A 14,627-nucleotide genomic window follows, 5' to 3' on the forward strand; every position below is an offset into this window, starting at 1 on the left:
AGGTAAAGCAGTATATATTCATGATCATAGGGAAAGAATGAAAGCCAATCTTACTCACCATATCCCTTTGTGGAAATTGAAAAAATAATCATCATTAGATTAAATAATGTTTCATATATATATAAATCTGCTCACTAAATATTGTATTTTTCTCTTCGCAAACTTAAAATGAATACAGAATGTAACGCGAGGGGAGAATACCTATTTGGTGCGTAAGATATATGTTGAGACAGTACTTAAGTATTTAGGACAAGGTATAACTAAGCCTGCAGTAATTTTAGCAGATGATTTTCAACAATATATACTAAAAACACAAAGCGTAGTTGAAGATGGTAAGTCGAAGTTCTATAACTGTATGTTTATTAATGAGCTATTAGCATATCAAATTGCCCAATATTTAGGGGTTCCTATTCCTGAAGCAGCAATTGCGTATTTAGATAAAAGAATAATAGAAAAAGATCCTGAAATAAGGTTTGTTCATAGATTTTATGAGGGCAACTTATTTGCATCTCATGAGCTGACTAATAAAGAGGAAAATTTAGTTGAAAACTATGAAGATATGATGAAAATGGGGAAGGCTTATATCACGAGAACATGGAACGCATTCTTTTCCAACATCGTTAACGCAGATGATATTGCTAAAATAATTGCTTTCGATTTGTTGATTGCAAATTTTGACCGATATAATAATGAGGGAAATTTATTAGTTGCAACTGTAGACGAGGGGAGAAAGGTTTTTACAATTGATCACGGTCATGCATTCTTTGGCCCGACTTGGGAAACTAATAAGATTAATGCTTTAAGAGCTCCAACTGCGTCTATGGATTATGTAGATACTTTTGTAACTTTAGCATTAAGAGGAAATGTTTTCGAAGATATTAATGGGTATGCGGATGGACTTGGTTCGGTTTTTAAGGCAATAGAACCCAACGTTGATTTAACAAGTTTGGTTAATCATTCTTTCTTTGAAATAGTAAATTTGATTGAAAGTATTACCGAAGAACTTATTGAAGAATGGATTAGTAATATACCAGTAGAGTGGTTTGACCAAAGTGAGGTAATAACACAGAAGGCTTATTATAAGCACTTTATATATAATCAAAAAGAAGTAGTTAGACATATTATTCAACGTTTAGCAAATCGTAAAGCTTTTACAAATTATTTAGGAGGTGCATTAGAATGGAAGGAAGAAAAGAATGTTGGTACAGTGTAGTACGTTATTGTGCTGATGAATTAGCTGGCGAAGTTATAAATGTAGGTGTATTGATGCATATGCTTGGCGAATCAGTTAATACAAAATATCTTTTATTAGAAGAACACTCTCCTAAAGTAAAAGCCATTGCTGAAACACAAGTAAATTTAAATATTTATAAATCGTTTAAAGATTCCCTGGAGTATTACTTAACAAAGAGTGTAGATAATATTTTTGGAGAGGTTGGTGAGATTTCTGTAGGATCTCCTCTGGAAGAGAACTTTTTAGAAAAATTATTTGATCACTATAAAAATAAAAAATTGTGTTTAACTAGACCTATGTATTCACTTTCTTCAGACCCAGATAGTTTATTTAACAAAATTTTCGAGACATACATTGGGAAAAAATATTTAATAACAGAGCATAAGCAAGCAAGTGTTAAGAGATATTTAAAAGAGGTATTTGAAGAACGGAAATTATTAGATAAAAAGGTCAAACATGATTTTACGCTTACACCTATAAAAGATTTAAATAATATTAAAATAAACATTGATTTTGGTTATAAAAACGGAGTATGGAATTATATGCAGGCAATACCTAATTTATCAGGACCGGCAAAAAATACGGAATGGTTTGCAAAAACAAAGTTTATGTTCGAAAATCTCGATAAAGATGCTAAAGTACACTTAATGTATAGATCATCTGATATAACAAATGATAGTGAATTTTATAATTTAGTTAATTACTTTTCTAATATGGACAATAATAGAATTTTTAAATTAGATTTAGATGATAAGGCTAAAGTAAGTGAGTTATGTAATGTGATTGAACGTGATGCACATAATATTGATGAATTGATGATTTCATAAAAAGGTTGTAAGCTCGTCTCAATGAGAAGGGATTTACTGATTATTATTTTAAATAGATCATCATAAATTTTATAACTAGATTTCGCAACCGAGTATAAAAATAGTATGATGCTCTTCATAACTCCTTTAATTGAAGGGATTCATCGTGAAATTAGAATTTCAACTAAGCTTAACTTGAATCACACAAAAATCACATTTTATCTAAAACGATTTGAAACTACGTGAAACTGCCATTCTATATTATATAGAAGAAACACTTCAAAAAGAGGAAAATGAAGTAATCTGAAATTTTTTGAAACTGTTGTAATAAATGGGCGGCATGATGTAATAAGCCGCTTCAACCCTTGATATTTATGGGTTTGTATGTAAGATGAGAGTGGTTTGCTAACATTGAGGATATTAATCGAGGCTTCTCATAAGTTCACTGAACTTTTGGGAGGCTTCTTTTTTCATTTCTTGTGTGACGTGAAGGTATACATTTTTTGTAATCTGATCATCGGTATGACCAAACGGTCCATGATCTGTTCAAGTGATACACGGGCCTCTGCTAAGAGAGAGGTATGGGTATATCTCAAAGAGTGTGGTGTTAAGTCTGTATTTAGTTCAGCGATAGTAAGTAGTCTCTTCTTTCGGTTTTAAGCGGGACTCACATATACTTTTCTGTATTATTAATAGGATGTCTTGGTAATACTTTGATTTAAGCTTGAAATTAGAGACGTAGGAGGCGGATTGAGGCGGAGTAGGGTAGCAGGAGATTATTTTTACTGAACAAAAAGGGCAGATCACTCATGAGTGACTGCCCTTTTGCATGTATACGGTATTAATGGCTTTAGGTTAACAATCCTAGACGGAACCCAGATGATACAACTTGGGTACGATTTTTAGCTTTTAACTTTAACATAAGACTACTTATGTAGTCTCTAATTGTATGCTCGCTTAGATGAAGGAACTCTCCCATTTTCTTATTATCGTATCCATCTGCTAGGAGAGTTAATACACTTAACTCGCGATCAGTTAATTCGATATTATTACTTGGTGATACATTATGATCGAAATTCTTTAGAAATAATCCTATTCTATTGCAAACTTCCTCTATAAGTTGTAAATCCTCTTGCGTACAATCAAACTCTTTTCCCACCTGATCTAAAGTCACCCAACCGAGAACTTCTTTATAATGACATATTGGAGCAACAATGAGTGAAGATAGATTGAATAACTGAATCGTCTCATCTTTTACCGTATGTACGGGGTTTTTAATAAATATTGGCTTTCTTGTAATTAGCATGGTATGAAACAACTGATTCGGATATACGTATCCTTGTGTTTTTTGAACCTTTGATAATTCTTCACCAATAACACCTTTAAACTCATTTGACCAAGGGATATATGCATAGAAAACACATCTTTTATAGTTAAGCAGCCTTTCGCATTCCTTTATTATTTTTATGAAGTCATTTCTTCCAGAGTAGCTTATGAGTACTTTATTAAATTCATCTAGAACTTTAAGTTTATTTAGTAAAGTTTTTTCATATTGTGCATTATTACTAGCGAAAACATTAAAACGTAACAGATAATTTCTGATTGTTTCTTCTTGTTCCTTATCTAATGTTGTTTTCGGGTATAGGTATATGCTAGTTTCACCAACATTTAATGCTAGTGAATGCTCAGATAACTCGTTAAATTGAGCATTGTTTGTATCTAAAAGCGGATAAAAAGGAATTCTTCGGATCGTTTCTTGTTCTGTTCTTACCCAACCCAATATGACAGGACTAGTTATATTATGATGCTGAACAAGAAAAAGTTGTTGGATTGGAAATAATTCCAAATACGAAAGTAACAAGCTCTGTGAAGAATGGGAATGAAAATCATCTGAAGTTTTAATAGCATTCTTCCAATTAGAAAATAGGTTAGAAATTTTTGAAGCAATAATAGGTAAGTAAAACATATACGAATAAGCCTTTACGTCTGCAGAATTTTTTAATAAATTTGCAAAAGACTTTTCCAGAATAAGGTGTAATAGGTATAAAAAATGATGATTCAAAATCATTGAGTACGTTTGTATCCAAGTCTTTAAAAGGGTATCTAAGTCGATTTGGGCTTTGTTTTCATTTGGTTCAGTTAAAATTTGCAAAAATGAACTTGCAAGAAACTCAATAATAGATTGTTCTTCTTTGGATAGATTTAATTCTAATCTTATTTGCACATTAATACTCATTTGAAGTTGGGTTTTATTTTTTTTTAGAAAGATTTTAAATTCCTCAAATGATATATCGTTATAGGGAAATAAATCAGGTCGCATTGAATAAAGTATCTCCTTTAACGGATAAATTACCTATATATTGAGGGTGTGAAATAAGGATTAACCCTTAATTTATAGGATAGTTCTAGGTGGTTGTGATATTGTAACATAATAATTGTGAACAAGTTGTGAATTTGTGACGACTTTCAATTCACGGAATCACTCTTGATTAAAATTTCATCAATTAAAGACCTTGGGACTAGTGGTTCTAAACATGAAAAGTATGGAGATCTCCCCTATTTCTGTATGGCAAATACCAGATAGGCCTTAGCGGGTGGGTGAGATGCCCTATTTCTATTATAAGGCAACATGCTTTGACATGTGAACAATATGCGATGGAGCCCAATCAAAATATTGAAAACCCTTTATCAAATGACTTTAATAGAAGAAATTGGAGTGAATCCATATTCTAATTGAAAGATTTGTTACTATTATTCCCAATATGAGGTTAGCTTTATGAATAATATTTTTAGGGAGATGGAGTATAGGAAGAGATTAACTTGATGGATAATGTTTTTAGGGAGATGGAAATATAGATGGAAAAGGCATTAAATTCGAGTAAGAAATACAGCTGGGTTCTTTGGGGTATCATTGCGTTTTTGTTTTTTGGAAATTTAATTAATTTCTCTGGAAAAAATATAATCGGTCTTTCAGCGGATTTAATTATGAATGATCTTGGTTTGAATTCTAACCAATGGGGCTTAGTGGGAAGTGCTTATTATTGGTTGTTCCCGATTTCTGGGATTATCGGTGCTGCACTTTCTGATCGGTTTGGAACGAAAAAAATACTTTCCATTCTTATACTATCGTGGGGCATCATACAATTTGGGGCTCTAGCGATTAATGGATTTAGTGCGCTGATTCTATATAGAGTCCTATTAGGAATCTTTCAAGGTCCATTTGGTCCAGTTGCAATGAGTCATATCAATAAGTGGTTCCCCGCTGAAAAACGCGGAGTCGCAAGCTCTTTATTTACTTTAGGAGCAACAGCAGGAGGGTTAGTTTTAGCGCCTGTAATCATTGGACTTACAACATTTGGCTGGAAAGTTGCTTTTGCTGTATTTGGAGGAGTAAGTATAATTTGGGTTCTCCTATTTATGTTTACTACAAAAGAAAGCCCTTCCAGTATAGAGAAAAAGGCAGCAACAAAAAATCCGGTTGCAAATAGTGTCCAAAAGAAAAGTGGTAAAGAAGTAGTAAAGGCCATTTTTTCACCAACTTCTATTTTCACATTATTTCTGGCCTTCTCTACTTTTATATTTGTCGTATGGACGGCAATCTGGATGCCGAACTATTTAACTAAAGTAACAGGTCTGACTTCTAGTCAGATGGGAGCATCTGTTTCAATAATTGGAATAAGTTCCGCTGCAATCATTTTTCTAGTGTCGATGGTTTCTGACAAAGTGCTAGCCAAAACACAAAATTGGCGTTTATCCCGTGTAATTGTGATTGGTGTAGCAGCCGTTATTGGCAGTCTGTTGGTTGCTAGTGTGGTGTTTATACAAAATCCTGTTTGGAATGTCATTGCATTCGGTTTAGCATATGGTTTAACGGGTGCAAACTTTGCAATTGGACCACAAATTATGATGAGGCTAGTACCGGAGCGAAGTGGACTTATGGCAAGTATTTTAATGTCATTTCAAAATGTAGGTGGAATGATAGCTCCTGTAGCTACTGGATTTCTTATCGGTTTATCAAAAGAAAATATTATTCAAGGATATAATAATTCCATTTTAGTAGTGTCAGGTACAATCCTATTATGTTCAATATTATTCTTGTTGTTTGTTAAACCGGATGTAAAAAAGAACGCTTAAATTTATTTTTTGATTATGATATTTAATTAAAGAGAGGAAGAGTTTATTATGAGATTACAAAACAAAGTTGCAATTATTACTGGTGGGGGTACTGGAATTGGTAAGGAAACAGCCTTAAAATTTGCGAAAGAAGGGGCAAAGGTAGTCGTTACTGATATTAATAAAGAGGCGGGTATGAACACTGCTCAAGAGATTCAAGCAATGGGTGCTGAAGCCATTTTCGTACAACATAACGTAAGCAGCGAAGACGATTGGAAAAAGGTTGTTAGTGAAACAAGAAGTCATTTCAATAAAATCGATGTATTATTTAATAACGCAGGAATCTATATCATCAAACCTCTTACTGAAATAGAATTAGATGAATGGAATCGTTTAATGTCTATAAATGTAACAGGAGTTTTCCTTGGTATGAAGCATGTGATCCCTGTGATGGTAGAACAAAAGAAAGGTTCTATAATTAATGCTTCATCAATTGCTGGTTTATTTGGAGCTCCTGGACATACTCTTTACGGGGCAAGTAAAGGTGCTGTACGCATCATGACAAAAGATGCTGCTATTGAATTTGCTGCCAAAGGTATCCGTGTAAACTCTATACACCCAGGTTTCATTGAAACTGCAATGACAGACTATGCTTCAGAAGCAACTGGACGTACAACAGAAGAATTAAATAATGCATATCCACTTGGAAGAATGGGGAATACCGAAGAAGTTGCACATACAGTTGTATTCCTTGCATCTGATGAATCTTCTTTCACAACGGGGACAGAGTTCGTTATTGATGGTGGAGCTACTGCAAGATAATTCGAGACGATTTCCTGACGTGAATACTCCCTTTTTTAGCTAAAGAAGGGGCTATCCGATAAGTCCTAAAAATAAAGCAGGTGGGGAAAAATCAGTCGTTTTTCTCTACCTGCTTTTGTATTTTTTGGATCATTTTCTGAGAGTAGTTGGCGGAGGCCTGCTACTTTCAATATGTTGTGGCCCAAAGCTATAATTCCGAACTCGACATACACCTTGTCGAGTCCCCATAGAGAAAATCTACGGAACGACCAATTGCCCTTGATGTGACCGAACGCAACTTTCTACTTCGACTATGCGTCGAGCGTGGATGGTGGCTTTTCCTTCCCATTCTAGGGCTGTTTTTTGGCTTCGCTTTCGTGCATTGTGCTTTCAATGGGCAATCTGTACAACCTTCGCATTCGTATTTTTTAAAGCTTTGCTCATAACCGGACTTATTCTTTTTATTTGGGTATTTTCTAATGGAAAAGAACAAATTGAACAAATAAGAAGTGTTTTATTTTATTGATAGTAGTAAGAGCTACTTTTTGATGTGTTGTTATTCGGTAATAGAAATTTCCTTTACCCCTGCTTTTCTTTGTGACTTTTCAATATTTCTAAAATATAAGATTCCAATTTTATGAATATGATACTGGCTATCAATATATTTTATTAGTAGTCATTTTCCTAGTATTAAAGTCTGCGTCTTCCCATGAAAGTGCGGTTAATCTCTTTGACGTATACGAGTATTCAATATGATTTTGAAAAATAATCTTGTCTCTTCCTCTTTAGCTACTTGAAGAAATTGCGTAATCTCTTTCTCACTCCATTTGTTTTTAGTATCCGTACTTAGGCTTTCTTATTTTATGAATGGTAAGGCCTATTAATAATAAAGAAACAATGTATAGAAGCACTGTGATAAATGGGAATTAACTAATTCTAAAGTTAATAAAAAATGCTAAACACAAGTGTATCAAGAATTTCTACGGTGGGTATTGTTGGTGTTGTGACGGAACAAAGTATAAAGTCATTAAAATGCTAACATTTTGCTAACGCAATCAAGTCAATAACATAAGTATACGTTAAAAATGTTTCTTACAGAAATTAGCAAAATGTTGGTATGCCGCATTTTTAGCACACAGCGTTAAAGATATTACACACTCTCATCATACGGGCGGCATGATGTAACAAGCCTTCTGAACCCATGATATGACTGGGTTTGTATGTAAGGTGATAGCGGAATGCTAACATTGAGGTAAATTAACTGAGGCTTCTTTTTTCATTTCTTGCGTTACGTGGAGGTACACATTTTTCGTGATTTGATCATCGGTATGACCAAGACGGTCCATGATTTGTTCGAATGAGACACGAGCCTCGGCAAGTAGCGATGTATGGGTATGGCGTAAAGAATGCGGTGTTAACTCAGGATTCAGGTCTGCCATTCTTAACAGCCTTGCCATTCTGTTTTGAAGGGTTTTAATAACAATGGGATAACCATATTGCCGTTCCATTTTGGAAAAGATAAAATCTTTGTTGTAGTAATCTGTACTTAGTCGCTTAATAACTTGGTTTTGAGCGTTTTTGTGTTCATTCAAAGTATTTAACACCTCTTCGTCTACAATGATTCTTCTTCGTGACTTCCGTGTCTTAGGTGTAACTAACTGATATTCCAATGTATTATTCTTCGGATTATAATACGTTTTGGTAATGCTACTACATCTATATTTATCTGCCATCATCATCCAAGCCATGTGGAAGTGGTCGCGTTGTTGGAAAGAGGAATTGTATAGAAATCCTTAGTTTTAAACACTTTCACAAGCATTTTTGTTTGTAGGAGAAGATAAAAAAACTAGAAATATGGGATTGAAAAACCACATTACCGTTTCAGTGGTATTTGATCTGGGGTGTGGGGACACCAGGCAATAATAAGATTAGAAGCTAGTACGACGATTGCGAGTTAAGAATAATTGCGGTCGTCGTTTTTTATTTGTTAAAGGTATTTTTTGATTTAAAAAGATTCGAAGATGATATATTTGAAGGTTTTAGTAGTTATTGTAATTAGCGAAGAATATTTATATGTGCTATTTATTAAAAGCTCGACAATCCTATTTTTCGGAGGATCTTATGACAGCTGCTAAATACTACGCCGATACAATATAGTGCAATATCGTTGATATGAAAGGGTTTAAGGAAATATCTAAAACATCAAAAACATGTAAATTGATATAAAGTGTGCCACAGATTTTAATAAATCACAAAGATGGGACGAGAAATCATTTCGGCTTTTTTAATTTTACAATATTTAAATCTATAGAATAATGTATTTTTCAATATATTCATTCAATAAATCTCTTGTAGTTCTATATTCTTACAATTGCTCTTATTTAAATGATACAATATATTAAATGGACTAAATAGTAGAATGTATAGGGAAATAAAGAAAAAAGGGATTTTGAAAAATGTACTATTAGAAAAAACACAACTTTTTTATTTGGTGCTGGAGCCTCTGCCCTATTCTTTTCTTCACTAGGAGATTTTGGACAGATACTATCCGAAAGTGGAAATAACTTGATTAAAACACTATTCTATAAAGTGTCTTATACCTACTAATTTCATTGATCACTTATTTACGTAAGGAAAAGATTAGTGTAGATTACAAATAAAGCTGCATCGTACATCGTCTTTCACCTTAATGACATTTATTGCTTATCAGGTTAGATTATATTAACATTAAAAACAAAGATTCCCCATTCGGTGTTGGATCCTACAGATCTTGGGGAGTAAAATAATTTTATGCAGGCATTGTTAAAGTAGTTTCCTTTAAGGAACCGCTTTAATAATGCCTTTTTCTTTAAATAATAATAGAAAACAAAAAAATGCTTCGAAAAAGTTAAGGTAGATCATTTGAAAAAGGTCATATGGAAGAGCCAGAGGGAGCGATGGAGATGGAGTTTGATACAAATACAGTTGTCATTCAAGTAATCGGTGTGGGTGGCGGAGGAAACAATACCGTAAACCGTATGATCGAGCATGGGGCTCAGGGTGTAGAGTTTATTGCTGTTAATACAGATGTGCAAGCTATCAAATTATCACAAGCAGAGACTAAGATGCAAATCGGTGAAACATTGACAAAAGGTTTAGGAGCAGGGGCTAATCCGGAAATAGGTAAAAAGGCAGTTGAAGAAAGCAAAGAGACGCTCCAAAGGAAAATTAAAGGTGCAGACATGGTGATTGTCACAGCTGGAATGGGAGGTGGTACAGGAACAGGTGCCGCCCCACTAATTGCCGAAATTGCCCGTGAGCTTGGCATACTCACCATTGGCGTTGTAACATATCCCTTTAGGTTTGAGGGCCGTAAGCGTGCAATACAAGCGGAAGTTGGAATCGCCTCAATGAAGAAGGCAGTCGACACTTTAATTGTTATTCCAAACGATCGTTTGTTGGAGATAATAGATAAAAATACATCTATACTTGAAGCGTTCCACGAAGCGGATCATGTCCTACGCCAAACTATCCAGGGAATTTCGGATGTAATTACCGTACCAGGTTTAATCAACGTTGACTTTGCTGATGTCAAAACAATTATGTCCAATAAAGGTTCGGCTTTAATAGGCATTGGCAGCGCAACAGGTAAAAACCGTGCTGCTGAAGCTGCAAAAAAGGCTATTTCTAGTCCGTTATTTGGGACTGGAACCTCCATAGATGAGGCTCAAGGTGTGCTGATGAAACTCACAGGCGGGACAAATTTAAGTCTATATGAAGTACAAGAGGCTGCGAATATTATTGCGTCTGTGGGAGGCAATGAGTCGAATATGATTTTCGGTTCTGTCATTAACGAAAATTTACAAGATGAGATTATCATAACCGTTATTGCTACCGGCTTTAATGATTGGAAGGCTCCATTTATTAAAACATCTTCCCACTCTTCAACAGCAGAAAAGAGGTCACAACCAACCGGTCGGTAGAACAAGTAATTGGTGTACTCATAGCGAAACGAATCAGGTTTTATGAGCCGGATCGGCAACCTTTATTATTGTTATGCCGTACATTCTATTGGTGTTTATACAAATTTAATATTTTGTTCATTTAGGTTTTATATATTGTTTATATGGATTTTATTCTCATTAATTGCAATAAAATAGCGTAGTTGCCTAATATCCATCATTAACATCCTCTCCATTAGGTATATGGAAAATATTAGTAGAACAAATATTATTAATATTTTCCATATAAATATCCTAATGATAACATGTTTATAAAAGAGGTGCAGGCTATTTTGAAGCTGAAAGGAATTCTTATAAGTTTCCTTGTAGTTATGCTTACCGCATGTAGCACGACCCCAGACTCCGAGAAAAGTTCACCTGTACAAATAGAAAAAAAGGTAAGTTATACAAACCAAAACATTAGAAGGGTGTAGATGAAAAACATCTAATGAATTGTGTTCACATGCAGGTAACGAGGATAATAAATTGTAACCACATAGTAGTGACGACACATGTAGAGTGTGTAAACAACTGGTCCAGAATATCTGCTTGAAAATGCTAACATTTTGCTAAAGCAATCCCATAAAAAACGGTAAATCCCCGTTAAAGATGTTACAGCCAACAATATCTAAAACGCTGATTTACCGCGCTTTTTGCACCTCTCTTTAACGATATTACACACTCTCATCTCACGGGCGGCATGATGTAATAAACATCATGAGCCTAGTATAAGAGGTTTATTAAATTAAAAAAGCTTTTCATCAGTTACTTGAACTGGTGGAAAGCTTTTTTGTATGGGGACATGGGGCGGGTCTTCGCAATCTCATAAGATAGCCAATCTTCTTATCAAGTATACCTATATTATTGAGAAATAGTCCGAATTCTGGCTTCGCACTGCTACCATTGTGATTAGGTGAGTGTAGCGTTGTACACGATTTAGCTTACATAGTAAATAGTGGCGTTAGAGCGTCATATGCGTTTTGTATGTTTGCAGTAACCTGAATAAAATTTAAAGCAATCTTAGTTTCTTCAAAGAACAATACTTGTTAATAAAAAGTATTGGTTTATTTTGCAAAAATTGTTGAAGTTTGTAGAATTATGTGAGAATATAATATAATGTGATTTTAGATTGGTGTTTATGGAATATAAAGGCAAACTATTTCGAAAGAATAGGACGCAAAGCCTAGGGTCTAAGGTTTATGGAGTGGTCAAAAGTCCCATAATCTAAACTATGATCGCCTGGTTACCAAATTTGTGGATTAATGTTTATTAATATCCTTTGGCTATTCTATGGTACATAGAGTAGTCTTTTTTTTTGCAATACTAGTTTCCAAAAGCGAGAATTTGTGAATCATCAACAAATCTGGATTATTTTTTAGTGAATTGTGAATGGAGGATAATAACTTTGCTAAAAAAATATTTAATAAGGGATGAGAGATTATTGAAATTAACGATTTAATAGCTAGGTAACAGTAAGCATCTTATGCTTGCTTAGAACAAAAATGGAAAGGTTTGGTAAAGTGGGAAATAAAAGATTTTCATTTCAGGCAAAGTTTTTAATTAATTCTTTATTACTATCATTAGTACCAATCATCTTTATTGGCTTTTTAGTTAATAAAACAGTTAGTGAAAAAACCGAGAAGGATTATATCAATTCTAGTGAAAGAGAAATTAAACAGGTAGACAATGGAATTTCCTTGTACTTTGAATCTATTAGGGAAAATGTCAATTTATTAGCTACCAACCCTGCCGTTTTAAATGCTGATTCAAGCATTACCTCCTATAAAGATATAACAGGAGAAGGGTCAATTGATATGACCCCTTCAGCAAATGGGGAGAAAGAAAAAGCAATATTTGATATGCTTTCTCAATTTGGTAAGAGCCATCCTAATGCAGCTTATGCTTATATGGGGACATCGGATGGAGGGTATGTTCAATATCCTGAGGGTCCTGTGCCAGCTGGTTTCGATCCCAGAGAACGTCCTTGGTATACTACGGGTATAGAAGAACCAGGGAAAGTAAAATTAACAGGTGCCTACGCCGCAACTGGGATAGAGGGAATTATTGTAAGTAATGTAGTTGCGATTGAAAAAGGCGGAAAACAAGTCGGTGTGTTAGGTCTAGATGTTAGTTTAGAAGGTTTAACGAGTATTATTAAGGAAATCAGTATAGGGGAAAATGGCTATGTAATTCTAGCGCAAGGAGATGGAACAATCCTTGCACATCCAAAGAATGCTGATTTGAACTTTCAGCCAATTTCTAAGCTAAATGTTCCCGAATTAAAGGATTTAAGTAAAGATGGCTCGTTTGAAACAAAAATTGACGGAAAAGATTATGTATTAAACACAATCTCTTCAAAAAATGAAGGCTGGAAGTATATCGCTGTTATTGAGAAGAGCGAACTTTTAACTACTGCAGATTCTATACGCTCGGCGATTTTCATTATAGGCGGGATTTTCGCTGTTGTATCTTTATTAGTTTCCATTTTTGTTAGTTTGAGGATAACACGAAGTATCAAAAGTATTAGTGATTTATCCCTAGCTATGTCTAAAGGTGATTTGACTCAATTAGTCACGATTAAGTCAAATGATGAAATTGGAGATATGGGGAAGAATTACAATATTATGTCTAGTAGTTTAAAAGAAACAATTAAAAAGATTTGGTTTGAATCTCAAGCATTATCAGCTACATCTGAGGAACTAGCTGCTTCTTCCGTTGAGAATCAAAAAGCCTCCAATCAAATAACTGAGTCAATTCAAAGTGTTGCCACCGGAACAGATGAACAGAACGCTGCAATGAAGAATGCAGTAGGTATTATCAATGAAGTATTCAAGCACGTTGATGATGTTACAGTGAGTATGAAAAATGTTAGCAATTCCATCCATTATTCAGCTGAATCCGCTAAACAAGGTAGTGATGTTGTTAACCATACCGTAAAGCAAATGGGTGAAATAGATAAAAATGTAACCTCTTCTGCTGAAAAAATTAGTGTATTAAATGAGAAATCGAACGAAATTGGCCAGATAAGTTTGATCATACAGTCCATTTCAGAGCAAACGAACTTATTAGCTTTGAATGCGGCAATTGAAGCTGCAAGAGCTGGTGAACATGGGAAGGGATTTGCGGTAGTGGCAGATGAAGTAAGGAAACTTGCCGAGCAATCCAGCCATTCAGCATTGCAGATTAATGAAATTATTAATGATATTAAAGATGGCATTGAGGATTCAATGAGTTTCGTAAATCAGGGGGCAACCTCTGCTAAAGAAGGAATGAAACTTGTTAATGAAAGTGGAAAAGCCTTTGGAGAAATTAAGGATTCAGTTCTAGCTGCTACAACAAAAATATCTGAGGTTAGCCTAGCGATGGATAACATGAAAAAACATATAGCAGAAGTTGTAACCCATATAGAGGAAGTTTCAAAAACGAGTTTAGAGGTAAACGAACATTCACAAAATGTTGCTGCATCCTCAGAACAGATGAGTGCCTCAATGGAAGAGGTTTCATTAGCATCTCAAGAGTTAGCAAGAATGTCATTAGAATTAGAGGAAGTTATTCAGCAATTTAAACTGTAATATTATGATTTCTATCAGCAAAATGGTTGAAAAGATTGTTAGATTATCTAATATAATCTTTGACCAAATTTATATCGTGTTTTTAGTCTATTTAAAATGTCTTAAAAAAATAGAGAGATAG

General features: G+C 34.3%; 8 protein-coding genes, 3 pseudogenes and 1 riboswitch. Of the genes and pseudogenes, 6 read left to right on the top strand and 5 right to left on the bottom strand.

The annotated features are described in order from the left end of the window. Window positions 1-208: 208 nt before the first annotated feature. Window positions 209-1,213 carry a HipA family kinase gene (locus JNUCC23_RS02095; RefSeq protein WP_454215963.1) on the top strand — a complete coding sequence of 335 codons (1,005 nt, stop codon included), beginning with the start codon at window positions 209-211 and terminating at the stop codon, window positions 1,211-1,213. Beyond that, window positions 1,180-2,061 (top strand): hypothetical protein, encoded by an 882-nt coding sequence (locus tag JNUCC23_RS02100; protein ID WP_454214021.1) that lies wholly within the window; start codon window positions 1,180-1,182, stop codon window positions 2,059-2,061. The genes JNUCC23_RS02095 and JNUCC23_RS02100 overlap by 34 nt, the downstream gene beginning before the upstream one ends. A gap of 399 nt (window positions 2,062-2,460) precedes the next feature. Here the strand turns inward: JNUCC23_RS02100 and JNUCC23_RS02105 are convergent. Both JNUCC23_RS02105 and JNUCC23_RS02110 read right to left on the bottom strand, forming a co-directional pair. After that, a pseudogene (locus JNUCC23_RS02105) lies at window positions 2,461-2,696 on the bottom strand (tyrosine-type recombinase/integrase); the annotation flags it as partial. A gap of 194 nt (window positions 2,697-2,890) precedes the next feature. Further along, window positions 2,891-4,360 (bottom strand): LuxR C-terminal-related transcriptional regulator, encoded by a 1,470-nt coding sequence (locus JNUCC23_RS02110; RefSeq protein ID WP_454214023.1) that lies wholly within the window; start codon window positions 4,358-4,360, stop codon window positions 2,891-2,893. A gap of 536 nt (window positions 4,361-4,896) precedes the next feature. Between JNUCC23_RS02110 and JNUCC23_RS02115 the strand changes: the two genes are divergently transcribed. After that, window positions 4,897-6,174, top strand: coding sequence for an MFS transporter (locus JNUCC23_RS02115; protein ID WP_454214024.1), 1,278 nt, complete (start codon window positions 4,897-4,899; stop codon window positions 6,172-6,174). 48 nt (window positions 6,175-6,222) lie between these two features. Next, window positions 6,223-6,975, top strand: a complete 753-nt coding sequence (locus JNUCC23_RS02120; RefSeq protein WP_403077839.1) for an SDR family NAD(P)-dependent oxidoreductase — start codon at window positions 6,223-6,225, stop codon at window positions 6,973-6,975. Between the two features lie 164 nt (window positions 6,976-7,139). Here the strand turns inward: JNUCC23_RS02120 and JNUCC23_RS02125 are convergent. The 3 genes and pseudogenes from JNUCC23_RS02125 to JNUCC23_RS02135 form a co-directional block, all read right to left on the bottom strand. Further along, window positions 7,140-7,272 (bottom strand): annotated as a pseudogene (locus JNUCC23_RS02125) (transposase); the annotation flags it as partial. Window positions 7,273-7,315: 43 nt separating this feature from the next. Further along, window positions 7,316-7,456, bottom strand: a pseudogene (locus tag JNUCC23_RS02130) (transposase); the annotation flags it as partial. 739 nt (window positions 7,457-8,195) lie between these two features. Beyond that, window positions 8,196-8,702: a tyrosine-type recombinase/integrase gene (locus JNUCC23_RS02135; protein WP_454214026.1), complete on the bottom strand. Its 507-nt coding sequence runs from the start codon at window positions 8,700-8,702 to the stop codon at window positions 8,196-8,198. 1,188 nt (window positions 8,703-9,890) lie between these two features. Here JNUCC23_RS02135 and ftsZ point away from each other — a divergent pair. Together ftsZ and JNUCC23_RS02145 are read left to right on the top strand one after the other, a co-directional pair. Next, window positions 9,891-10,916: a cell division protein FtsZ gene (gene ftsZ, locus JNUCC23_RS02140; protein ID WP_454215965.1), complete on the top strand. Its 1,026-nt coding sequence runs from the start codon at window positions 9,891-9,893 to the stop codon at window positions 10,914-10,916. Between the two features lie 1,158 nt (window positions 10,917-12,074). Continuing rightward, window positions 12,075-12,185: riboswitch (cyclic di-GMP riboswitch) on the top strand. A gap of 269 nt (window positions 12,186-12,454) precedes the next feature. Further along, on the top strand, window positions 12,455-14,506 hold the full coding sequence (locus tag JNUCC23_RS02145) for a methyl-accepting chemotaxis protein (protein WP_454214027.1): 2,052 nt from the start codon (window positions 12,455-12,457) through the stop codon (window positions 14,504-14,506). The last annotated feature ends 121 nt before the right edge of the window (window positions 14,507-14,627 follow it).

It is taken from the genome of Peribacillus sp. JNUCC 23 (assembly GCF_053653995.1).